Annotated in this window: 17 protein-coding genes; 14 read left to right on the top strand and 3 right to left on the bottom strand. The window is 64.2% G+C overall.

Annotated features, from left to right (window positions below; genetic code table 11):
- Positions 1 to 39: 39 nt before the first annotated feature.
- The 9 genes from aspS (at position 40) to BXE_RS02135 (ending at position 13,299) form a co-directional block, all read left to right on the top strand.
- Positions 40 to 1,839, top strand: a complete 1,800-nt coding sequence (gene aspS, locus BXE_RS02095) for an aspartate--tRNA ligase (protein ID WP_011486782.1) — start codon at positions 40 to 42, stop codon at positions 1,837 to 1,839.
- A 170-nt stretch (positions 1,840 to 2,009) separates the two neighbouring features.
- Positions 2,010 to 2,513: a dihydroneopterin triphosphate diphosphatase gene (gene nudB, locus BXE_RS02100; RefSeq protein WP_038458371.1), complete on the top strand. Its 504-nt coding sequence runs from the start codon at positions 2,010 to 2,012 to the stop codon at positions 2,511 to 2,513.
- The gene (gene clsB / locus BXE_RS02105; protein WP_011486784.1) at positions 2,510 to 3,769 is read left to right on the top strand and encodes a cardiolipin synthase ClsB; all 1,260 of its coding nucleotides are present in this window, start codon (positions 2,510 to 2,512) and stop codon (positions 3,767 to 3,769) included. Before nudB ends, clsB begins: the two co-directional genes overlap by 4 nt.
- A gap of 330 nt (positions 3,770 to 4,099) precedes the next feature.
- The gene (locus BXE_RS02110) at positions 4,100 to 5,722 is read left to right on the top strand and encodes a tetratricopeptide repeat protein (RefSeq protein WP_011486785.1); all 1,623 of its coding nucleotides are present in this window, start codon (positions 4,100 to 4,102) and stop codon (positions 5,720 to 5,722) included.
- A gap of 390 nt (positions 5,723 to 6,112) precedes the next feature.
- Positions 6,113 to 6,712, top strand: coding sequence for a TetR/AcrR family transcriptional regulator (locus tag BXE_RS02115; protein WP_011486786.1), 600 nt, complete (start codon positions 6,113 to 6,115; stop codon positions 6,710 to 6,712).
- A 100-nt stretch (positions 6,713 to 6,812) separates the two neighbouring features.
- Positions 6,813 to 8,600: an acyl-CoA dehydrogenase C-terminal domain-containing protein gene (locus BXE_RS02120; protein WP_011486787.1), complete on the top strand. Its 1,788-nt coding sequence runs from the start codon at positions 6,813 to 6,815 to the stop codon at positions 8,598 to 8,600.
- Positions 8,601 to 8,714: 114 nt separating this feature from the next.
- A complete protein-coding gene (locus BXE_RS02125) occupies positions 8,715 to 11,150 on the top strand; it encodes a 3-hydroxyacyl-CoA dehydrogenase/enoyl-CoA hydratase family protein (protein WP_011486788.1) in 2,436 nt (811 codons plus the stop codon).
- Positions 11,151 to 11,174: 24 nt separating this feature from the next.
- Positions 11,175 to 12,374 (top strand): acetyl-CoA C-acyltransferase, encoded by a 1,200-nt coding sequence (locus BXE_RS02130; RefSeq protein ID WP_011486789.1) that lies wholly within the window; start codon positions 11,175 to 11,177, stop codon positions 12,372 to 12,374.
- 154 nt (positions 12,375 to 12,528) lie between these two features.
- A complete protein-coding gene (locus BXE_RS02135) occupies positions 12,529 to 13,299 on the top strand; it encodes an enoyl-CoA hydratase (protein ID WP_011486790.1) in 771 nt (256 codons plus the stop codon).
- A gap of 132 nt (positions 13,300 to 13,431) precedes the next feature.
- On the opposite strand, the gene fdhD is transcribed toward BXE_RS02135, so the two are convergent.
- The gene (gene fdhD, locus BXE_RS02140; RefSeq protein ID WP_011486791.1) at positions 13,432 to 14,271 is read right to left on the bottom strand and encodes a formate dehydrogenase accessory sulfurtransferase FdhD; all 840 of its coding nucleotides are present in this window, start codon (positions 14,269 to 14,271) and stop codon (positions 13,432 to 13,434) included.
- A gap of 148 nt (positions 14,272 to 14,419) precedes the next feature.
- Between fdhD and BXE_RS02145 the strand changes: the two genes are divergently transcribed.
- Both BXE_RS02145 and BXE_RS02150 read left to right on the top strand, forming a co-directional pair.
- Positions 14,420 to 14,896 (top strand): nitrate reductase associated protein, encoded by a 477-nt coding sequence (locus BXE_RS02145; RefSeq protein WP_011486792.1) that lies wholly within the window; start codon positions 14,420 to 14,422, stop codon positions 14,894 to 14,896.
- Positions 14,897 to 15,069: 173 nt separating this feature from the next.
- A complete protein-coding gene (locus tag BXE_RS02150; RefSeq protein WP_011486793.1) occupies positions 15,070 to 18,180 on the top strand; it encodes a sensor domain-containing protein in 3,111 nt (1,036 codons plus the stop codon).
- 19 nt (positions 18,181 to 18,199) lie between these two features.
- Here BXE_RS02150 and BXE_RS02155 read toward each other — a convergent pair whose 3' ends face one another.
- Positions 18,200 to 18,814, bottom strand: a complete 615-nt coding sequence (locus tag BXE_RS02155) for a glutathione S-transferase N-terminal domain-containing protein (RefSeq protein WP_011486794.1) — start codon at positions 18,812 to 18,814, stop codon at positions 18,200 to 18,202.
- Between the two features lie 160 nt (positions 18,815 to 18,974).
- Between BXE_RS02155 and BXE_RS02160 the strand changes: the two genes are divergently transcribed.
- Together BXE_RS02160 and BXE_RS02165 are read left to right on the top strand one after the other, a co-directional pair.
- The gene (locus tag BXE_RS02160; RefSeq protein WP_011486795.1) at positions 18,975 to 19,907 is read left to right on the top strand and encodes a LysR substrate-binding domain-containing protein; all 933 of its coding nucleotides are present in this window, start codon (positions 18,975 to 18,977) and stop codon (positions 19,905 to 19,907) included.
- A gap of 188 nt (positions 19,908 to 20,095) precedes the next feature.
- Entirely contained in the window at positions 20,096 to 20,434 is a 339-nt protein-coding gene (locus BXE_RS02165) for a DUF4148 domain-containing protein (protein WP_011486796.1), read from the top strand.
- A gap of 74 nt (positions 20,435 to 20,508) precedes the next feature.
- Here the strand turns inward: BXE_RS02165 and BXE_RS02170 are convergent, their stop codons facing one another.
- Positions 20,509 to 20,904, bottom strand: a complete 396-nt coding sequence (locus BXE_RS02170; RefSeq protein WP_011486797.1) for an acyl-CoA thioesterase — start codon at positions 20,902 to 20,904, stop codon at positions 20,509 to 20,511.
- 283 nt (positions 20,905 to 21,187) lie between these two features.
- Here BXE_RS02170 and BXE_RS02175 point away from each other — a divergent pair, with 283 nt between their 5' ends.
- Positions 21,188 to 23,077, top strand: a complete 1,890-nt coding sequence (locus BXE_RS02175) for an ABCB family ABC transporter ATP-binding protein/permease (protein WP_038456981.1) — start codon at positions 21,188 to 21,190, stop codon at positions 23,075 to 23,077.
- The last annotated feature ends 12 nt before the right edge of the window (positions 23,078 to 23,089 follow it).

Here is a 23,089-nt window from a genome sequence, read left to right on the forward strand (position 1 = left end):
GCGCGCCGTTCAACCAATGCAAAACGAAAGACAAACATCATGTCGATGAGATCTGAATACTGCGGTCTGGTGACCGAAGAACTGCTGGGCCAATCCGTCTCGCTGTGCGGCTGGGTGAGCCGCCGCCGCGACCACGGCGGCGTCATCTTCATCGACCTGCGCGATCGCGAAGGCCTCGTTCAGGTCGTCTGCGACCCGGACCGCGCGGAGATGTTCAAGGCGGCCGAAGGCGTGCGCAACGAGTTCTGCCTGCAGATCAAGGGCGTGGTTCGCGCCCGTCCGGAAGGCACCACGAACGCTGCGCTGAAGAGCGGCAAGATCGAAGTGCTGTGCCACGAGCTGATCGTGCTGAACCCGTCGATCACGCCGCCGTTCCAGCTCGACGACGACAACCTGTCGGAAACCACGCGCCTCACGCACCGCGTGCTGGACCTGCGCCGTCCGCAGATGCAGCACAACCTGCGTCTGCGTTACCGCGTCGCGATCGAAGTGCGCAAGTACCTGGACGCGCAAGGCTTCATCGACATCGAAACGCCGATGCTCACCAAGAGCACGCCGGAAGGCGCGCGCGACTACCTGGTGCCGTCGCGTACGAACCCGGGCCAGTTCTTCGCGCTGCCGCAATCGCCGCAGCTGTTCAAGCAGTTGCTGATGGTGGCGAACTTCGATCGCTACTACCAGATCGTCAAGTGCTTCCGCGACGAAGATCTGCGCGCCGACCGTCAGCCGGAATTCACGCAGATCGACTGCGAAACCTCGTTCCTGTCGGAACAGGAAATCCGCGATCTGTTCGAAGCGATGATCCGTCACGTGTTCAAGGAAACGATCGGCGTCACGCTGGACGAGAAATTCCCGGTCATGCTGTATTCGGAAGCCATGCGCCGCTTCGGTTCGGACAAGCCGGACCTGCGCGTGAAGCTCGAATTCACGGACCTCACGGACGCCGTTCGCGACGTCGACTTCAAGGTGTTCAGCACGCCGGCCAACACGAAAGACGGCCGTGTCGCGGCGATTCGCGTGCCGAAGGGCGGCGAGCTCTCGCGTGGCGACATCGACAGCTACACGGAATTCGTGCGCATCTACGGTGCGAAGGGTCTGGCGTGGATCAAGGTCAACGAAGTCGCGAAGGGCCGTGACGGTCTGCAAAGCCCGATCGTCAAGAACCTGCACGACGAAGCGGTGAAGGCGATCATCGAGCGCACCGGCGCGCAGGACGGCGACATCATTTTCTTCGCGGCGGATCGCGCGAAAGTGGTGAACGACAGCCTCGGCGCGCTGCGTCTGAAGATCGGTCATTCGGAATTCGGCAAGGCCAATGGTCTGGTGGAAAGCGGCTGGAAGCCGCTGTGGGTGATCGACTTCCCCATGTTCGAATACGACGAGGAAGACAACCGCTACGTCGCCGCGCATCACCCGTTCACGAGCCCGAAAGACGAGCACCTCGAGTATCTGGAAACGGATCCGGCGCGCTGCCTCGCGAAGGCCTACGACATGGTGCTGAACGGCTGGGAAATCGGCGGCGGTTCGGTGCGTATCCACCGTGAAGAAGTGCAGAGCAAGGTGTTCCGCGCGCTGAAGATCAACGCGGAAGAAGCGCAGGCCAAGTTCGGCTTCCTGCTCGACGCGCTGCAATACGGCGCGCCGCCGCACGGCGGTATCGCATTTGGTCTCGACCGCATCGTCACGATGATGGCCGGCGCCGATTCGATCCGCGACGTGATCGCGTTCCCGAAAACGCAGCGCGCGCAGTGTCTGCTGACGCAGGCGCCGAGCGAAGTGGACGAGCGCCAGTTGCGCGAGTTGCACATTCGTCTGCGCCAGCCGGAACCGAAGGCGTAATGGCATAAGCGGAACGAGTGCTGTCTGAAAACGACAGCGGGCAGCAACCGGAAAAGGCGCGTCATGCGCCTTTTTCGTTTTTTGCGTTACAGTCGATGCAACCGCGTTCGACCGCTTGTCGAACACTCGCCGACATGTACCGCGCACGCGTTGCGCCCAGTTTTTACGCCATGCCGAAACCGCCGAAGATTCCGCAATCCGTACTCGTCATCATCCATACGCCCGCGCTCGACGTACTGCTGATCGAGCGTGCTGATCACGCCGGTTTCTGGCAGTCGGTCACGGGTTCCAAAGATCGACTCGATGAGCCGCTCGTCGAGACGGCGGCGCGTGAAGTCGCCGAAGAGACCGGCATCGTGGTGGGTGGCGCGCGGGTGCCGCAGAGCGCGTTGTTCGACTGGCAATATTCGATCGAATACGAGATCTATCCGGAGTTCCGGCACCGCTACGCCGAAGGCGTGATCCATAACACCGAACACTGGTTCAGCCTGCAGGTGCCGGAGCAGCTTGAAGTCACGCTGGCGCCGCGCGAGCACACCGCATTCATATGGCTGCCGTATGAAGAGGCGGCATCGCGCTGCTTTTCGTCGTCGAATGCCGATGCGATCCTGCAGTTGCCGAGGCGGTTGAGTGGGCGTGCCGTGGTTGGGCAATCCGGGGAGCGTAACCGGTGAGCGTCGGCGGCGCGCGCCGTTTCGCCCGACTGCGGCAATCGCTGCTCGGCCGCCGCTATTGGCAACGCTATCGGTTCACCAGCGGCAACGACGTCAAGCTGCTGCGTTCCGGCGACGAGTTCTTCAGCGCATTGATCGCGCGGGTCGATGCCGCGCAGAGCGACGCGGTGCTCGAAACGTATATCTTCTGCCATGACAACGCCGGTCAGGCGGTCAGCGCGGCGCTGCTGCGCGCCGCCGCGCGCGGCGTCAAAGTGCGGGCCATCACCGACGGCATCGGCACCGCGCGTTTGCCGATGTTCAACGAGTGGGCCGCCGCCGGCATCGACCATCGTATCTACAATCCGCACCTGTTCGGCCGCTTCGGCTTTTCGCGCACGCACCGCAAACTGGCGGTGATCGACGATCAGTTCGCGTTCTGCGGCGGCATCAACATCGTCGACGATTACGAGAACAACGGCGAGAAGCTGCCGTACCGGCGCTGGGACTTCGCGGTCGAATTGCATGGGCCGGTAGTAAGCGATATCCGTCAGGCGTTCGAGGTGCAGTGGCGGCGGATTCGCCTCGGGCATCGGCCGATCGAGTCGATGGTGCCCGATCTCGGGCCGCAGACCGCGGCTTCGCTAGGCAGTCTGCGGCGCCGGCGCCGCCGCCGTAACGAGGCGCTGTGGGCGGGCGGTCAGCCCTGCGTGGCGTTCGTCGCACGCGACAACCTGATCAACCGCCGCGCTATCGAAAAGGCATATCTGGCCGCGATTGGTCAGGCGCGCAATGAGGTGCTGCTCGCCAATCCGTACTTCATGCCGGGGCGCAAACTGCGGCGCGCGCTGGTGTTCGCGGCGCGGCGCGGCGTCGTGGTGAAGCTGATCATCGGGCGCAAGGAATTCAAGGCGCTCGATTATGCTGTGCCGTTTCTGTATCGCTCGCTGCTCAAGGCCGGTGTGCAGATCGCGGAGTACGAGAAAACGCTGCTGCACGGCAAGGTCGCGGTGGTGGATTCGAACTGGGGGACGGTCGGCTCGTCGAACCTCGACGCGCTGAGCCTGATGCTCAACAACGAAGCCAACGTAGTGCTGGTGAACGATCCCGCGATCGACGCGCTGCGCGAAGCGATCCTCGTCGCCTTCAAGGACTCGCGCCGCATCGACGAGGCGCGCTACGACGCCCGTCCGGCCGGCGAGCGCGTGCTCAACTGGCTCGCTTACACCACCTATCGGGCTGTGATGAAGCTGCTGACGGTCGGCGGCTACGACTGATTCGCGGTGACGCGCTGATGCGTTGGCAAACGCCGGCCGTGCGCGGCCGGTGCGAGTGGAACTGAGGTGCAACGCTTGAGCCGCGTTGCGCGCCTTGTGCCGCGCATCAAGCCACGGCACGGCACACGGCACGGCACACGGCACGGCACACGGCACACGGCACGTTTCAGAACGCTCCTAGAGACGGGCCGCCACCCCTGCAAAGATAATCTGCGCTCGTCATGGATCGGGCGGCCGGGCGAATTGCGCGCGCCACTCCAACCCCCTTCCTCCCGTCAAGCCTCGCTGCCGTTTCGACTGCGCGCTCACGGCAACCGGAACGGCGGCGTCATGCTCACGCATCCGGATACGTATTCGCCAACCATGCCCACTTTCCCTTCTTCGCCGGCCGCCGACCATTCGAGTCTCCATGACGAGGCCGTGCAGGCCTATCAAGCCGGCCGCCATGACGCGGTGCGGACACTCGCCGAGCGGATCCTGGCCGAGGATCCGGAGCATGTCGGCGCCATCCACTTGCAAGGCCTGCTCGCGCTTGCGTCCGGCCACGCACGAGAGGCGCTGCGCTCGCTCGAACGCGCGATCCAGATCCGGCCGGAGCCGATCCTGTTCAACACGCTCTATGCGATTCGCCTGAACCTCGGAGACTTCGCCGGCGCCGTGCAGAGTATCCGCCAGGGACTCGCGATCCAGCCGGACTTTGCCGCGTTCCACTACAACCTCGCGTTGACGCTGCAACATCTCGGTCATATCGAGGACGCCGCGCTCGGCTATCGGCGCACGCTCGAACTCGATCCGGACAACTCGGCGGCGCATAACAATCTCGGCCGCGTTTGCGCGGACCTCGGCGCAATGGAAGAGGCCGGGCGGCACTACCGGCGCGCTATCGAGCTGTCGCCCGCCAACCTTGTCGCGCGCAACAACCTCGGCATGGCTTTGCTCGCGACCGGCCGCTACGACGAAGCGTGGCCTTATTTCGAGGACCGCTGGGTCAGTTTCAAGCACACCGATGGCCGGCCCGCGCCCGCGCCGGTGGAAGTGCCGCTGCCGCGCTGGCCGGGCGCGGGCGTGTCCGTCGGCCAAGGCGCGCAAGCGGTGCAAAGCCTTCTCGTGCTTCACGAGCAAGGCCTCGGCGACAGCTTGCAGTTCGTGCGCTATCTGCCGCTGGCGCTCGCGCATTTTGCCCGGGTCGGTTATGTGTGCCCGCCGGCCTTGCGGCGCCTCTACGAACAATCGTTGTGTTCACGCTGGCCGGGCCTCGTGCTGCTCGACGCCATCCCCGCCGATCTGGCCGGGTGGGACCGCTACATTCCGCTGATGTCGCTGCCAATGGCGTTCGCCACGCGAGTCGCGACGATCCCCGCCGCGCTTCCTTATCTGTATGGCGACGCCGGGCAAGCCGCCGCCTGGCGCGCGCGGCTCGACGCGCTGCCGGCGCCGCATCTGCCGCGCGTCGGCGTGGTGTGGGCGGGCGGCCATTCGGGCATTGCCGTGGACCGACTACGCAGTCTCGCTGCCGTGCAAATCGCGCCGTTGCTGGCGTTGCCTCACGTGCGCTGGATCAGCCTGCAAAAGACCGACGACCCGGCCAAGCTTGCCGACGCTGTCACCCGGACGCACCTGACCGACTGGACCGACGAAATCGGCGACTTCGCGGATACCGCGGCATTGATCGAGAACCTCGACCTCGTGATTTCCGTCGATACCTCGGTCGCCCATCTTGCCGCCGCGATGGGCAAGCCGGTGTGGCTCCTCAACCGCTTCGCCGGTTGCTGGCGCTGGCTGTATGGTCGCGACGACAGCGCGTGGTATCCCGGATTGCGTCTTTTCACCCAGACGCGGCGTGCCGATTGGCATGATGTGCTGGAGCGGGTCGTCGTTGCTCTTACGCAAACTTTCCCCATGCACGACAACGCGCACTCTCTCTTGCCGAGCGTGCCTGTCGAGCGACCTTGAGCGGGCGGTGGCAGCGGCGGCAACCCTTTTCAGACCTGCCTCTCACGAAGCGAGCGGATGCACGTTCCATGCTGCGATCCACGGCGCCACCGCAGGCCATCCAATAGTCGCACTACGCCAAATCGTTCTGGATTCGCGCCGATTTGCTGCATGATATCGGCCGGCTGCGCTAATCAGAGAAACGTGCACTTCGACGGGCACCCGCTGTCCAACCGCTGTCTTAAGGCAAACGCCTCTAAAAAATCTCAATCCTCTGATTGACGAATGCCGCAGAATTGAAATCAGGTTAGAAACCGGTTTCTAATAAAGTCCTTGTTTCGCGGACGGCAGCACTCAATAATAGTACGGCCGTTCGATTTTCTTTCGGTCACATTAGAACGGTAAAAAGCTATGCGAAAAGGCGAACAGACGCGAGCCGCAATTCTCGACGCAGCACTTGATCTGGCAAGCCGCGACGGACTTGAAGGTCTGACGATCGGGTTGCTGGCCGAGCGTATGCAGATGAGCAAAAGCGGTGTGTTCGCGCATTTCGGGTCGCGCGAGGATTTGCAGGTTGAAGTCGTGCGCGAATATCACCGTCGTTTCGAAGACGAGGTGTTTTTCCCGAGTTTGCGCGAGCCTCGTGGATTGCCGCGCTTGCGCGCGATGATTTCCCGCTGGATCGAGAAACGCATTCAGGAAGTCACTACCGGCTGCATCTATATCAGCGGCGCCGTCGAATACGACGACCGCGCGGATAACCCGGTGCGTGAACAACTGGTGTCGAGCGTGACGATCTGGCGTGCGGCGCTCACGCGCGCGATTTCGCAGGCAATGGAAGAAGGGCATCTGCGTGCCGACACCGATCCGCAACTGATGCTGTTCGAACTGTACAGCTTCACGCTCGGTCTGCATCACGACGCGCGCTTCCTGCATTTGCCGGATGCGGTGCGTCTCACGTGGGCCGCGCTGGAAAAACTGATTGTTTCGTATCAAAGCGAAGGCCGTTAGCAGCGTCGCCGCCATTGAGGCGGATTCAGCGGCGCGGAAAGTTCCGGTTCACGGACTCGGCTAACAGCCTGGCTTCTTGTCAAACTTGGGAGAGAGAGTCATGGGACAGTACGCCGCGCCGCTGCGCGACATGCAATTCGTGTTGCACGAACTGCTCAACGTCGAAGCCGAAATCAGGCAGATGCCGAAGCACGCGGATCTCGACGCCGACACGATCAACGCGGTGCTCGAAGAAGCCGGCAAGTTCTGCTCCGAAGTATTGTTCCCGCTCAACCACAGCGGCGACCAGGAAGGCTGCACGTACGTCGGCGACGGCGTCGTGACCACGCCGAAGGGCTTCAAGGAAGCCTATGCGCAGTACGTCGAAGCCGGCTGGCCCGCACTGGGCTGCGATCCGGAGTACGGCGGCCAGGGGCTGCCCGCGTTCGTCAACAACGCGCTGTATGAAATGCTGAACTCGGCGAATCAGGCGTGGACCATGTACCCGGGCCTCTCGCATGGCGCGTACGAATGTCTGCACGCGCACGGCACGCCGGAGTTGCAACAGCGCTATCTGCCGAAACTCGTCGCCGGTGTCTGGACCGGCACGATGTGTCTGACCGAGCCGCATTGCGGCACGGACCTCGGCATTCTGCGCACCAAGGCCGAACCGAACAGCGACGGCTCGTACGCGATCAGCGGCACGAAGATCTTCATCTCCAGCGGCGAACACGATCTCGCGGAGAACATCGTTCACCTCGTGCTCGCGCGTCTGCCGGATGCGCCGAAGGGCACCAAGGGCATTTCGCTTTTCATCGTGCCGAAGTTCGTGCCGAACGAGGCGGGCGAGCCGGGCGAGCGCAACGGCGTGAAGTGCGGTTCCATCGAACACAAGATGGGCATTCACGGCAACGCGACCTGCGTGATCAATCTCGACAACGCCAAGGGTTGGCTGGTTGGCGAGCCGAACAAGGGCTTGAACGCCATGTTCGTGATGATGAACGCCGCGCGTCTCGGCGTCGGCATGCAGAGCCTGGGCCTGACCGAAGTCGCGTATCAGAACTCGCTGGTGTACGCGAAAGAGCGTCTGCAGATGCGTTCGCTGACCGGCCCGAAGGCGCCGGACAAGGCCGCCGACCCGATCATCGTGCATCCGGACGTGCGCCGCATGCTGCTCACGCAAAAAGCCTACGCCGAAGGCGCGCGCGCTTTCTCGTACTGGTCCGCGCTGCATATCGACAAGGAACTGTCGCACGCTGACGAATCGGTGCGCAAGGAAGCCGCGGACCTCGTCGCGCTGCTCACGCCGATCCTGAAAGCGTTCCTGTCGGACAATGCGTTCGAAGGCACCAATCACGCCATGCAGATCTACGGCGGCCACGGTTTCATCGCCGAGTGGGGCATGGAGCAGTACGTGCGCGACGCGCGCATCAATATGATCTACGAAGGCACCAACGCGATTCAGGCGCTCGACCTGCTCGGCCGCAAGATCCTCGGCGACATGGGCGCGAAGATGAAGAAGTTCGGCAAGCTGGTGGCCGAATTCGTCGAAGCGGAAGGCGTGAAGCCGGAAATGCAGGAGTTCATCAACCCGCTCGCCGACATCGGCGAAAAGGTGCAGAAGCTGATGATGGAAATCGGCATGAAGGCCATGCAGAACCCGGACGAAGTCGGCGCCGCCGCCGTACCGTATCTGCGCACCGTCGGCCACCTGGTGTTCTCGTATTTCTGGGCGCGCATGGCACGCATCGCGCTGGACAAGGAAGCCTCGGGCGATCCGTTCTACAAGGCGAAGCTCGCCACCGCACGCTTCTACTTTGCGAAGCTGCTGCCGGAAACGGCCATGACGATCCGTCAGGCCCGCGCCGGCTCGAAGTCGATGATGGAAGTCGACGAAGCGCTGTTCTAAGCCACATCGCGGCAGGCGCCACGCGCTGGAAAATGCGTGGCGCCTGCGTCAGCCACCTGTCGCGAAGCGTCCAACCAGGCTTCGCGACCCCGCATATCTCCCCGGAGGAACGACGTGAGCAATCTGATCATTCGCAAGGTAGCCGTGCTCGGCGCCGGCGTGATGGGCGCGCAGATCGCCGCGCACCTGATCAACGCCAAGGTGCCCGTGCTGCTGTTCGATCTGCCTGCCAAGGAAGGCCCGAAGAACGCGATCGCGCTGAAGGCGATCGAGAATCTGAAGAAGCTGTCGCCCGCGCCGTTCGGCGTGAAGGACGACGCGCAATACGTCCAGCCGGCCAACTACGACGACGACATCGGGAAGCTCGCCGAATGCGACCTCGTGATCGAAGCGATCGCCGAGCGCATGGACTGGAAGCACGACCTGTACAGGAAAGTAGCGCCGCATCTCGCGCCGAACGCGATTTTCGCGACCAACACGTCGGGCCTGTCGATCACCGCGCTCTCGGAAGGTTTCCCGGATGAACTGAAGGCGCGCTTCTGCGGCGTGCACTTCTTCAATCCGCCGCGCTACATGCACCTGGTCGAACTGATCCCGACCGCGACCACACGCCCGGAAATTCTCGACCAACTCGAGTCGTTCCTGACCAGCGTGGTCGGCAAAGGCGTCGTGCGTGCAAAAGATACGCCGAACTTCATCGCCAACCGCGTGGGGATTTTCTCGATTCTCGCTGTCGTGACCGAAGCCGCGAAATACGGCCTGCGTTTCGACGAAGTGGACGACCTGACCGGCGCACGTCTGGGCCGCGCGAAGTCGGCCACGTTCCGTACCGCGGACGTGGTCGGTCTGGACACGATGGCGCACGTCATCAAGACGATGCAGGACACGCTGAAGGACGACCCGTTCTATCCGGTCTACGAAACGCCGGCTGTGCTGGCCGAACTGGTGAAGAAGGGCGCGCTGGGCCAGAAAACTGGCGGCGGCTTCTACAGGAAAGAAGGCAAGGCGATCAAGGTGCTCGACGCGAAAACGGGCGAGTACGTGGACGGCGGCGCGAAGGCGGACGAACTGGTCGGCCGCATCCTGAAGCGCCCGCCGGCGGAGCGTCTGAAGCTGCTGCGCGAATCGGAGCATCCGCAGGCGCAGTTCCTGTGGGCGATTTTCCGCGACGTGTATCACTATATCGGCGTGCATCTGGAATCGATCGCCGACAACGCGCGCGACGTCGATCTGGCGATCCGCTGGGGCTTCGGCTGGAACGAAGGCCCGTTCGAAGGCTGGCAGACGGCCGGCTGGAAGCAGGTCGCCGAGTGGGTGCAGGAAGACATCGCAGCCGGCAAGGCGCTCTCGAACGCGCCGCTGCCGTCGTGGGTGCTGGAAGGTCCGGTGGCCGAGAAAGGCGGCGTGCATACCAACGAAGGTTCGTGGTCGCCGGCTTCGAAGACGTTCGTGCCGCGCTCGTCGCTGTCGGTCTACGACAAACAGGTGTTCCGTGCGCCGCTGGTCGGCGAAACCGCCGCTGATCCGAAGACCTACGGCAAGACGCTGTTCGAAACCGACGCCGTGCGCGCCTGGGTCGACGATCGGGCCGGCGAGAACGATGTGCTGATCGTGTCGTTCAAAAGCAAGATGAACACGATCGGACCGTCGGTGATCGACGGTCTCACGCAGGCGATCGAACTGGCCGAAAAGGACTACAAGGGTCTGGTGGTGTGGCAGCCCACGTCGCTGAAACTCGGCACGCCGGGCGGCCCGTTCTCCGCGGGCGCCAACCTCGAGGAAGCGATGCCGGCCTTCATGATGGGCGGCGCGAAGGGCATCGAGCCGTTCGTGAAGAAATTCCAGCAAGGCATGTTGCGCGTGAAGTATGCAAGCGTGCCGGTCATTTCGGCCGTGTCGGGCATCGCGCTCGGCGGCGGTTGCGAACTGGCGCTGCATAGCGCGAAGCGGGTCGCGCATATCGAGAGCTATCTCGGGCTGGTGGAAGTCGGCGTGGGTCTCGTGCCCGCCGGCGGCGGCCTGAAGGAAGCGGCGCTGCGCGCGGCGGAAGCGGCGACGCAAGTCGGCGCGACCAACGACCTGCTGAAGTTCGTGCAGAAGTCGTTCGAAAACGCGGCGATGGCGAAGGTCTCGGCCTCCGCGCTTGACGCCCGCGCGATGGGCTACCTGAAGCCGTCCGATACGATCGTCTTCAACGTGTTCGAGTTGCTCGACGTCGCGAAGAAGGAGGCGCGCGCGTTGTCGGCGGCGGGTTATCGTCCGCCGCTGCGGGTCACGCAAGTGCCGGTGGCCGGCCGCTCGGCGATCGCGACCATCAAGGCGTCGCTCGTCAACATGCGCGATGGCCGTTTTATCAGCGAGCACGACTTCCTGATTGCGAGTCGCATCGCGGAAGCGGTGTGCGGCGGCGACGTGGAAGCGGGCAGCCTGGTCGATGAAGAATGGCTGCTGCAACTCGAGCGTCGTGCGTTCGTCGATCTGCTCGGCACGCAAAAGACGCAGGAACGGATCATGGGCATGCTGCAAACCGGCAAGCCGGTGCGCAACTGAGCGACGAGCCAATAGGAGATTCAAATGGCAAAGCAATTGCAAGACGCATACATCGTCGCCGCGAGCCGCACGCCGATCGGCAAGGCGCCGCGCGGGATGTTCAGGAACACGCGCCCGGACGAACTGCTGGTCCACGCGATCAGGTCGGCTGTGGCGCAAGTGCCCGGCCTCGACACCAAGGTGATCGAAGACGCGATCATCGGCTGCGCGATTCCGGAAGCGGAACAAGGCCTGAACGTGGCGCGCATGGGCGCGCTGCTGGCCGGCCTGCCGAATACCGTCGGCGGTGTGACGGTGAACCGCTTCTGCGCGTCGGGCCTGACGGCGCTGGCGATGGCGGCGGACCGCATCCGCGTCGGCGAGTCGGACGCAATGATCGCGGGCGGCTGCGAATCCATGAGCATGGTGCCGATGATGGGCAACAAGCCTTCCATGTCGCCGCATATCTTCGATCGCAATGAAGATATCGGCATCGCGTACGGCATGGGCCTCACGGCCGAGAAGGTCGCCGAGCGCTGGAAGATCAGCCGCGAAGCGCAGGACGCGTTCTCGGTCGAATCGCACCGCCGCGCCATTGCCGCGCAGCAAGCCGGCGAGTTCAACGACGAAATCGCCGCCTACACGATCACCGAACGCTTCCCCGATCTCGCCACCGGCGAAGTCCGCGTGAAGACCCGCGAAGTCTCGCTCGACGAAGGTCCGCGCGCGGAAACCTCGCTCGAAGGTCTCGCCAAACTGCGCGCAGTGTTCGCGAACAAGGGTTCGGTGACGGCGGGCAACAGCTCGCAGACCTCGGACGGCGCGGGCGCGCTGATCGTGGTGTCGGAAAAGATGCTGAAGGAATTCAACCTGACGCCGCTCGCGCGTTTCGTCAGCTTCGCCGTGCGCGGCGTGCCGCCGGAGATCATGGGCATCGGTCCGAAGGAAGCGATTCCGGCCGCATTGAAGGCCGCCGGCCTGAAGATCGACGACCTGGACTGGATCGAGCTGAACGAAGCGTTCGCCGCGCAATCGCTGGCGGTGATTCAGGACCTCGGTCTCGATCCGGCGAAGATCAACCCGCTCGGCGGCGCGATCGCACTCGGCCACCCGCTGGGCGCAACGGGCGCGATTCGTGCGTCGACCGTGGTGCATGGTTTGCGCCGCCGTAACTACAAGTACGGCATGGTGACGATGTGCGTCGGCACGGGCATGGGCGCGGCGGGCATCATCGAGCGCCTGTGAGCGTGATCGCCCCGCTGTTCAGCCCGGCGTTCGCTTCGGTCCACACGGCGAGCCTCGGGGCGCCCCCTTGGGGCGACCCGTTAGGCACGCGCAACGGTTCGCAGGCCATCCGGCTTGCGAACCGTTTTTACATTCTGAGCAGGAGGACGAGGAGATGACGATGGATATTCTGGTCGAGCGCGCCGACGGCGTGCTGACGATTGCCTTCAACCGGCCCGACAAGAAAAACGCGATCACGGCCGCCATGTACCAGACGATGGCCGACGCGCTGGTTCAAGCGCACGGCGACGCCGCGGTGCGCGCCGTCCTGATTCGCGGCAGCGCGGGCATTTTCAGCGCCGGCAACGATCTCGAAGATTTCATGAAGGCGCCGCCAATGGGCGAAAACGCGCCCGTATTCCAGTTCCTGCGCGCGATCAGTTCGGCGGAGAAGCCGGTGGTGGCGTCGGTAGCGGGCCCGGCGGTGGGCATCGGCACGACCTTGCTGCTGCATTGCGATCTGGTCTACGTGGCCGACACGGCGAGCTTTTCGCTGCCGTTCGCGCAGCTCGGCCTGTGCCCTGAAGCGGCGTCGAGCCTGCTGTTGCAGCGGGTGAGCGGCTACCAGGCGGCGGCGGAGAAGCTGCTGCTCGGCGAAGCGTTCGACGCCGCGGAGGCGCAACGCATGGGCTTCGTGAATCGCGTGCTGCCCGCCGCCGAGGTCGACGCGTTCGCCGCTTCGCAAGCCGCGAAGCTGGCCGCGTTGCCGGCCTCGTCGCTGCGTGTGACGAAAAGCCTGATGAAGCGCGCGAGCTACCAGGAACTGCAAACGCAGATGTCGGAAGAAGCCGTGCATTTCGGCAAGATGCTGCTCGCGCCCGAAGCACGCGAGGCGTTCAAGGCGTTCTTCGAGAAGCGCAAGCCGGACTTCCGGCAGTTCGACTGAGCGGCGGCCCTGAGCGCTTGAACCACTTCGGGCGCGAGCGCTCGGGCGTAGAACGGACCGGCCGGCTTGGGCGGGCTCCAGCTTTTTGCGCGGCTGGGGGTTCGCCCGCTCGCAGGTCGGGCACGCTGCCGTTCAACGCTGCGCCGGCAGCAACGTATCGTAGTCGACGTAGCTCTTTTCGCGGCAGAAGCTCACCAGCCGCACGCCCGCCTTGCGGGCGATCGCAATGGCCAGCGAAGACGGCGCCGAGATCGTGGCGAGCATCGGCACGCCGACGCGCGCGGCCTTGCGCACCAGCTCGTAGCTGGCGCGGCTCGACAGAAACACGAAACCCTCTCTGGTATCCACGCGATCGAGCACGAGCTGGCCGATCAGCTTGTCGAGCGCGTTGTGGCGGCCCACGTCCTCGAACGCGTAGCGAATCGCGCCCGCCGCGTCGCACCAGGCGGCGGCGTGCAAACCGCCGGTCAGCCGCGTCAACGCCTGATGCTCGGGCAACTCGCGGGCGGCGCGCGCGATGGCGTCCGGCGCAAGCCGTTGCAGAAAGCCGGTGTCCGGCACACGCTCGGGTTCGAGATCCAGCAGATCGATGCTTTCGATACCGCACACGCCGCAACCGGTGCGCCCGGCGAGCGCGCGGCGCTTTTCCTTCAGCGCGACGAATGCCTGCTGCACCACCTGTAGCTGCACTTCGGCGTGCGGCAATTCGTCATTGTCATGCAGTTCGACCTCGATGTCCTGAATGTCGCTGCCGCGCTCCACGATCCCCTCGGAAATGGCGAATCCGACCGCGAATGCTTCCAGATCGCGCGGCGTGCACATCATCACCGCGTGCGAAATGCCGTTGAAGACGAGCGCCACCGGCCATTCCTGACCGACGTGGTCGGTGACGGTTTCGACCTCCGCGCCGCGATGCCGGCGCACCTGGCGTTCCACCGCGCCCGGCTGTCCGGCTGTTTCCAGTTCGTTCAAGCTAGTACTCCTTTGCCATGCTGCGCGTGCCTGAGCAGTTGGCGGGCTCGTGCGTTGCCGCCAGACCACGCCGCCATCGCGCGAATAAGGTTCTAAAATACCTCAAGCCGGGCTTGCGCGTTGCCCGCCATCCACGAGGGACACTGTCATGGGACTCAACGAAGCGCCGCTTCTGTTCAACTTCGAGGTCGAGTCTTCGGAGAATTTCACGTTTATCCCGATGTCGGTGCGCTTCAACCTCGACCGGTTCGGGCTGCGCATCTCGCTCCAGCAATGGCAACTGCTGCCGCTCGAAGACCGCAAGCTGCTGGCGCGCTTCCCGGTCGAGGAAGACGCGGAAATCGAGCCGAATTTCGATCATGCCCTGTTCGAAATGCTGCGCACCCACGCGAACGTCGAGCCGGAATGGTTCACGCCCGAAGAAGCGCCGGCCTGGCGTCGCACCGATAGCGTGCCGGAGGGCATTGCGCATCAGGCGCAACTGGCCGGCATCGCCGCGCCGGGCGTGGCCCGTTGGGCCGAACTGGCGCCGTTCAAGCGCTACGTGCTTGCCAAGCTGTCGCGCAAGCCGGAGGCCAACCACGACTTCGTCCCGGCCATGAAGGAGTTCGGTGCGGCCGGCTAGGTGCGGCCGGTTAGGTGCGGCCGGCCACGTTTTTTTCATCCACTACCCTCAACCTGTTCCGAACCCTGCCGTTATCCAAGGGTTGGCGCGTAAAGAAACTCGTATCGATGCGGCCCGATGCATCGAAAGCGACCGCGCGCTCCCGCCGGCAGAACGATTGACGTTCGGAACCCATGACTCCTTTTCTATCGAAGCGGCTGCTGATCAACCTGGCGGTCGTCGCCGCGGCGGTCGGCGCGAACGCGTTCGTCGCCTACGCGCAGATTTGCGGCCAACGCGACGCCGACGCACGCATGCTGCGGTCGACGAGCGTGCGCCAGAACCTCGACGCCTACCAGTCGGCGCTCGACGGCGGCCTTGCCGCGCTCGGCCGCTTCGAGACGTCGGGCGAGTCCGCGCCGGCCGGCGCGGCGACCAGCATGGCCGCGACGCTCACGCGTCTGGAGAGCGACCTGCGCGGCGAACTTGCCGGCGACCCCGCCATGCTCGACGCGCTCGCCAGGCTGAGCGCGGACAGCCATGCGTTGCAACACGACATCGACGACGCGCTGCTGAGGAGCGCCGACTCCGGCGCGAGCGCCTCGCGTCCGTGGGCGGCCTCGACCTATACCCATCTCGGGCTCGGCATGCACCGCGTCGAAGCCGCGCTGGCCGCGCTGCGCGGCGAGGAGAACCGCGCGTTGCGGGCCTCGCTCGCGGCGTCGGCGAGCGAAACCCAGCGGGCCATGTTCCTGCTGATCGTGACGATGCTGGCCGGCAGCGTGCTGCTGATCTACACGTTCGGCGCCCGTGAAAGCAGCGCGCGCGAGAAGCTGCGCACCGTTCGCGCGCTCGGCCGCAACGACGAACGTTTTCGCGGCCTGTTCGACGACCATCCGGTGCCGATGTATATCGTCGATCGCGAGACGTTGCGCTTTCTCGCCGTCAACGCGGCCGCGATCCAGCAATACGGCTATTCCGAAAGCGAATTTCTCGGCATGACGATCCGCGCGATCCGGCCGAAAGCCGAGATCTCGCGTCTCGAATCGCATCTTCAGCGTAGCGACGCGACCCACCACGGCCGCACGATGGCGGGCATCTGGCATCACCGGCGCAAGGACGGCTCGACGATCAGCGCCGACATTTCGTATCACGCGCTGAACTTCATGGGCCGCGCCGCATTCTTCGTGCTGGCCGACGACGTCACCGACCAGATCAACGCCGAAGCCGAAGCGCAGCGTTCGAACCAGATGCTCGAAGCGGTGATCGACAATATTCCGCAGCGCATTTTCTGGAAGGACCTGGAGTCGCGCTATCTCGGCTGCAACATGGCGTTCGCGCGCGACGCCGGACTCGCGTATCCCGAGCAGGTGGTGGGCAAGAGCGACGCCGACATGCCGTGGCGCGACTTCTCCAGCCTGCTGAACGACCACGACAGGGAAGTGGCGAGCACCGGCGTGCCGAAGATGAATTTCGAAGTCGATCTGATGATCGACGGCGTGCACCGCACCACCGTCACGAGCAAGCTGCCGTTCACCGACGGCGACGGCCGCGTAATCGGCGTGCTCGGTTCGTACACGGATATCACCGAGCGCAAGCGCGCCGACCTTGCGTTGCGCCTGCAAAGCCGCGCGCTCGATGCGAGCGTCAACGCGATTCTGATCACCGCGCCGTCGCCGGCCGGCAATCTGATCGAGTACGTGAACCCGGCGTTCATGCGCATTACCGGCTACGACGCCGCCGAGGCGATCGGCCACGATTGCCGCCTGCTACAGCGCGACGATCGCGACCAGGAAGGCGTCGCGCTGATCCGCCAGGCGCTCGCCGCGAACCGCGAAGTGAGCGCCGTGGTGCGCAACTATCGCAAGGACGGCGCGTTGTTCTGGAATCAGCTCTTCATCGCGCCAGTGCCGGATCAGGACGGCGTGATCACGCATCACATCGGCGTGATCAACGACGTGACCGATCTGATGCGCTATCAGGAACAGCTCGAATATCAGGCCAACTACGACAGCCTGACGCGCCTGCCGAACCGCAATCTGCTGCGCGACCGTCTGCAGCACGCGTTGATCGTCGCGCAGCGGCATCACAAGGGCGTCGCGGTGGTGTTCATCGACCTGGACGGCTTCAAGAACGTCAACGACAGCCTCGGCCACAGCGTGGGCGACCGGCTGCTGAGCGTGGTTGCCGAGCGCCTGGCACGTTGCACGCGCACGAGCGATACGGTGGCGCGGCACGGCGGCGACGAGTTCGTGATCGTGATGACCGATACCGTCGACGAAAAGTCGCTGATCGCGTGGATGGAGCGCGTGCGCGTGTCGATCTCCGAGCCGGTCTGGCTCGACGGCACCGAGCTGTACGTTGGTTGCAGCATGGGCGCGAGCCTGTTCCCGCAAGACGGCGAAGACGCCGAAACGCTGATGAAGAAGGCCGATCTGGCGATGTATCGCGCCAAGGACATGGGCCGCAATACGTTCCAGTTCTATCAGCCGGAAATGAACGCGAGCGCGGGCACACGTCTGAATCTCGAACGGCGCTTGCGCCGCGCGCTGCGCGACAACCAGTTCCTGCTGCACTACCAGCCGCAGGTGGATATCGTGAGCGGACAGATCGTCGGCACCGAGGCGCTGGTGCGCTGGCGCGATCCGGAAGTCGGACTGGTGCCGCCGTCGTCGTTCATTCCGGTGGCGGAAGAAAGCGGGCTGATCGGGCCGCTCTCGGAGTGGGTGCTGCGTGAGGCGTGCCGCCAGAACAAGGCCTGGCAGGACGAAGGCTTGCCGCCGGCGCGCGTCTCGGTGAATCTGTCCGCGCGCGTGTTCCAGCAGCGCGATATCGCCAAGCTGGTCATGCAGGTGCTGGACGAGACTGGCCTGGAGCCGCAATACCTCGAACTCGAGCTGACCGAAAGCACCATCATGCGCAATGCCGAAGAAGCCGTGTCGATGCTCAACGAGCTGCACGCGCTCGGCATTGGCCTTGCCATCGACGACTTCGGCACCGGCTATTCGAGTCTCAGCTATCTGAAGCGCTTCCCGGTGGACCGCCTGAAGATCGACCGCTCGTTCGTCTCCGACATTGGCATATCGGGCGACGACGAAACGATCACCTCGGCGATCATCGCGCTCGCGCACTCGCTGAAATTGCAGGTGATCGCCGAAGGCGTGGAGACGTCCGCGCAGCTCGACTTCCTGAAAGAGCGCGCGTGCGACGAAATGCAGGGCTTCTACTTTGCAAAGCCGTTGTCGACGGACGCCATTTCCGAACTGCTGCAGGGTGGCGTGGGGCGCGAACTGGCCACAGTGTGAGCGTTCGCGCCCGGTGTGCTCATTGCGCCGGCGTGCTCAGGAAAACCGGTAACGCTTCCGCCTTTTCGGAGAACGACTGCAGGACGGGATGCGCCGTCTTGCCGACCATTCCCGGCAACATCATCTGCGTGAATTGCCAGGCCACCGCCACGGTGACGTCGGCCGCGTCGAACTGATTGGCCTCGACCGGCAGCGTCGCCGCCGCGAGGTCGCGTTCGAGCTCGGCGTAAGCGGCGAACAACTGCGTGCTCACGCGCTCGATCCACGGCTCATGCTGCTTCGCCTCCGGCCGCAGATTGCGTTCGTAGACGATCTGCACGCTCTTCTCGCACGCGGCAAGCGCGAGTCCCGTGAGACGGGCGGCGCGCAAGGCGGCGTCGGGCCGTGTCGGGAAAAGCCGCTGGTCCGGCCCGGCGAGCGTGGCGAGGTACTGGAGAATCACCGTCGAATCCATCACGGTCTGGCCGTTGTCGGCGATCAGCGTGGGCGCCTTGACGACCGGATTGATCTTCGCGAACTGCTCGTAGGTGCTGAACACCGAGATCGCCTCATGCTCGAACTCGAACTTCAGCAATTTGAGGCAGATAGCGACCCGGCGTACGTAGGGCGAATCCAGCATTCCGATCAGTTTCATCTCATTCCCGTTAGAACATCTATCATGGCGCGCCGCCAGCCGCGGCGCTCTCGCGGTTCCCATGCCGGCACGGAGTGGGGCGCTTCGAACCGATAGATTAAGCATCTCCGCCGATCAAAAAAAGCGACAATTAACGACGATTTACGTCAGAATTTCTTACATGAAACCGATCCCGCCTTTGACCGCGCTGCGCTGCTTCGAGGCCGTCGCCCGCCTGGGCGGCGTGACGCAGGCGGCGCGCGAACTGCATGTCACGCACTCGGCGGTAAGCCAGCAGATCAAGGTGCTGGAAGAGTCGATGGGCGTCGCACTGTTCATGCGCGCGGCGCGCGGGCTGCGGCTGACCGAGGAGGGCAGGCTTTACGCGCTCGACATCCGCATGGCGCTGCGCGATATCACGCATGCCACGCGCCGCGCGCAGGCCCGCCCGCACGAAAGCGAACTGGTGATCACGACCTTGCCGTCGTTTGCTCAGCACTGGCTGGTGCCGCGTCTCGCCAGTTTTCGCGACGCGCATCCGTATTACCGGATCCGCTTGCTGACGAGTTTGCAGGTCGAGGACTTCCGCCAAGGCGTGAGCGATATCGGCATTCGCATGGGTCAGGGGCATTGGCCCGACGTCGCGCAACAGAAACTGTTCGACGACGAGATGGTGGTGGTCGCGGCGCCGCACTTCGCGCTCGCGCCGGATGGCCGCTTTCCGGTCACTGCCGCGGACGTGATGGCCTGCCCGCTGATCTCGAGTCCCGATACGCCGTGGCATGAGTGGTGCCAGGCGGCACAGGTGTCGGAGCCGGCCGAAGGTGCCGTGGTGCTGTCGGCGAACGATTCCAATCTCGTGATCGCCGCCGTGCTGCAGGGCCAGGGCGTCGCGCTCGAACGGCGCAGTCTCGTCGCGTATGCGCTCGCGCGGGGCGAACTGCTGCAGATCACCGATATTCGCGTGCCGTACCCTTATCCGTACTGGCTGGTGTGGCAGCAACGCGAAATCCTCGATGCCGCGCAGGCGCATTTCGCGCAGTGGATAGAAGGTGAGGTCGACGCCTACCTGCGCAACGGCAGCGCGCCTGCGGCGGCGATTCGTGCGGGTTAGCCCGTGCCGGTTCGCGTAAACGGTTTTTCGAAAAACGCTTCGGTCGGCTATATTCGTGGTTCCCATCTCAGACTGCGCTGGGAACCACGAAGCACCGATTCACGTGGCGTTGCGCCCGCTTTTCGCTGCTCGCACCGGGTCATGGGCGTTTCGCCGTCGACTATTCGCCAATCCGACTGGAGAGAACAATGACGTCGTCACCTGCAAAGAAACTGTCTGTGTTGCTGGCATCGGTTGTACTGAGCGTGGCATGTGCCGCGCCGGCGTTCGCGCAAAGCGGCGGCGGTGGCGGCGGTCCCACGGGGAGCGATTCTGACGCGGCCGTTCCGTCGGCCGCCTCGAAGGCGGCACCGAGCACCAAGGCTCAGCGCAAGGCCGCGCGCAAACAGGCGCGGGCGAAGAAAAACGCCGAGTTGAAAAAGTTGGAGGCCAACGGTTATCAGCCGTCGCGTAACGATCCGAACTATCCGAACGACATTCAGAACGCGCAGAAGAAGGCGGGAATCGGCACGGCGGCGAGCCAGTAAGGCACACCGCCGAAGCCGAAGCCGAAGCGCAACGAGGCGCCGGAGCGCCTCGTTTTTCGTTTACCGCGAACCGCTCAATCCAGCGTCGGCAGCGCGCGCGGACGCCTGTCGCTATCGGTCGCGACATAGGTCAGCGTGGCTTCGGTGACTTTCACGAGGTCTTCGGTGAGGCTCATGCGCTGCGCGTAGACCTCGACCTCGACGGTGACCGACGTATTGCCCGTCTTGACGATATCCGCGTAAAAGCTCAGCAGATCGCCGACGAACACCGGCTGCTTGAACACGAACGAATTGACCGCGATGGTGGCCACCCGCCCGTTGGCACGGCGGCTTGCCGGGATCGAGCCGGCAATGTCCACTTGCGCCATGATCCAGCCGCCGAACACGTCGCCGTGGACGTTCGCATCCGAGGGCTGCGGCACCACGCGCAGCGCGCAGTGCTTTTGCGGGAGTTGAAGAAGATTGGTCATCGGGGCACCCTTGAGAAACGTGTTGGTTCGATCGGCTGGACCAGCAGGCGGGGCAATTCACGACAACGGTACGGCACGCACCGCGCGGCCAACGTGCCACCTACGGCCGGACAACCCATGAAAAGCGGCGCCAGCCGGCTTCTGCGACAATAGAAAGATCAGGAATTGTACGGGAAAGCGCCCAGCCGGGTCGCGCGACAAAATGCAGTGTGCCGGGCCGGCATGCCGCGGTCGGCGCGCCGCTGCGAACTCCGGCATTTCCACACTCTCCCCAGCCGATCCCATGCGCCGTACGCCCTCGTCCGAACTCTCCCCGATCTCCACCCAGCCGCGCAACGACTGGCAGACGATTCTGCCGCTGCTGCCGTATCTCGCCACGTATAAGTGGCGGGTGGCTTTCGCGCTGAGTTGCCTGATCGGCGCGAAGGTTGCCAACCTGGGCGTGCCGATCGTCATGAAGCGGATCGTCGACAGCCTCGCCTCGGTGCAGCATCTCACCGCGCTCGGCCGCGCCAACGATTCGCCAGGCATCGTCCTGCTGGGCGGCGTCGGCCTGATGGTGGTCGCGTATGCGGTGGTGCGGCTGTCCACGTCGCTGTTCACCGAACTGCGCGAGATCCTGTTTTCGAAGGTGACCGAAAGCGCGGTGCGGCAACTGGCGCTGAAAGTGTTCCGCCATCTGCATGCGCTGTCGCTGCGCTTTCATCTCGAACGGCAGACCGGCGGCATGTCGCGCGATATCGAGCGCGGCACGCGCGGCATCACGCAGCTGATCTCGTATTCGCTGTACAGCATTCTGCCCACGCTCGTCGAAGTCGGGCTCGTGCTCGGCTTTTTCGTCGTCAAATACGAGGCGTATTACGCGGTGGTCACGTTCATCGCGCTCGCGGTGTACATCGTCTTCACGGTGAAGGTCACGGAATGGCGCACGCATTTTCGCCGCACCATGAACGATCTCGATTCGAAGGCGAATTCGCGTGCGATCGATTCGCTGCTGAACTACGAGACCGTCAAATACTTCGGCAACGAAGAGTGGGAAGCGAGCCGTTACGACGAAAACCTGAAGCGCTACCGCACGGCGGCGATCAAGTCGCAGCGCTCGCTGTCGGCGCTGAACTTCGGCCAGCAGGCGATCATCGGCACCGGGCTCGTGTTCATTCTGTGGCGCGCCACGCAAGGCGTGATGGCCGGGCGTCTCACGCTCGGCGATCTGGTGCTGATCAACACCTTCATGCTGCAGCTTTATATTCCGCTGAATTTTCTCGGCGTGGTGTATCGCGAGTTGAAGCAGAGTCTCACCGATATGGACCGCATGTTCACGCTGCTCGGCGCGGCGCAGGAAGTGCCCGACCTGGAAGGCGCGCCCGCGCTGCGCGTGAGCGGCGCTCAGGTGCGCTTCGAACACGTGAACTTCGCGTATGAACCGGCGCGCCAGATTCTGCACGACGTGAGCTTCACCATTGCGGCGGGCACCACGACGGCGGTGGTCGGCCATAGCGGCTCGGGCAAATCGACCCTCGCGCGGCTGATGTTCCGCTTCTACGATCTGGACCGCGCGACGGGCGGCGCGATCACGATCGACGGTCAGGATATTCGTGACGTCACGCAGGATTCGCTGCGCGCGTCGATCGGGATCGTGCCGCAGGATACGGTGCTGTTCAACGACTCGATCTATTACAACATCGCTTACGGCCGGCCCTCGGCGACACGCGAGGAAGTGATCGCGGCGGCGCGCGCGGCGCATATTCACGAGTTCATCGAGGGCTTGCCGAAGGGCTATGACACGCCGGTCGGCGAGCGTGGCCTGAAGTTGTCCGGCGGCGAAAAGCAGCGCGTGGCGATTGCGCGGACCATCCTCAAGAATCCGCCCATTCTGCTGTTCGACGAAGCGACCTCCGCGCTCGATTCGCGTTCCGAGCGGGCCATTCAGCACGAGCTGGATCAGATCGCCCGCGAGCGCACCACGCTGATCATCGCGCACCGGCTGTCGACCGTCGTGCATGCGCAGCAGATCATCGTGATGGACAAAGGACGGATCGTCGAGCGCGGCACGCATGCCGAACTGTTGCGCGCGAACGGGCTGTTCGCGCAGATGTGGGCGTTGCAGCAGCAGCGCACGACAGAGGCGCCGGAATCGGCGGAAACGGTCGGCGCGGGAGACGCTGGGCGATAGACTACTGCGGTG

This window comes from Paraburkholderia xenovorans LB400, assembly GCF_000013645.1.
Classification (GTDB): Bacteria; Pseudomonadota; Gammaproteobacteria; order Burkholderiales; family Burkholderiaceae; genus Paraburkholderia; species Paraburkholderia xenovorans.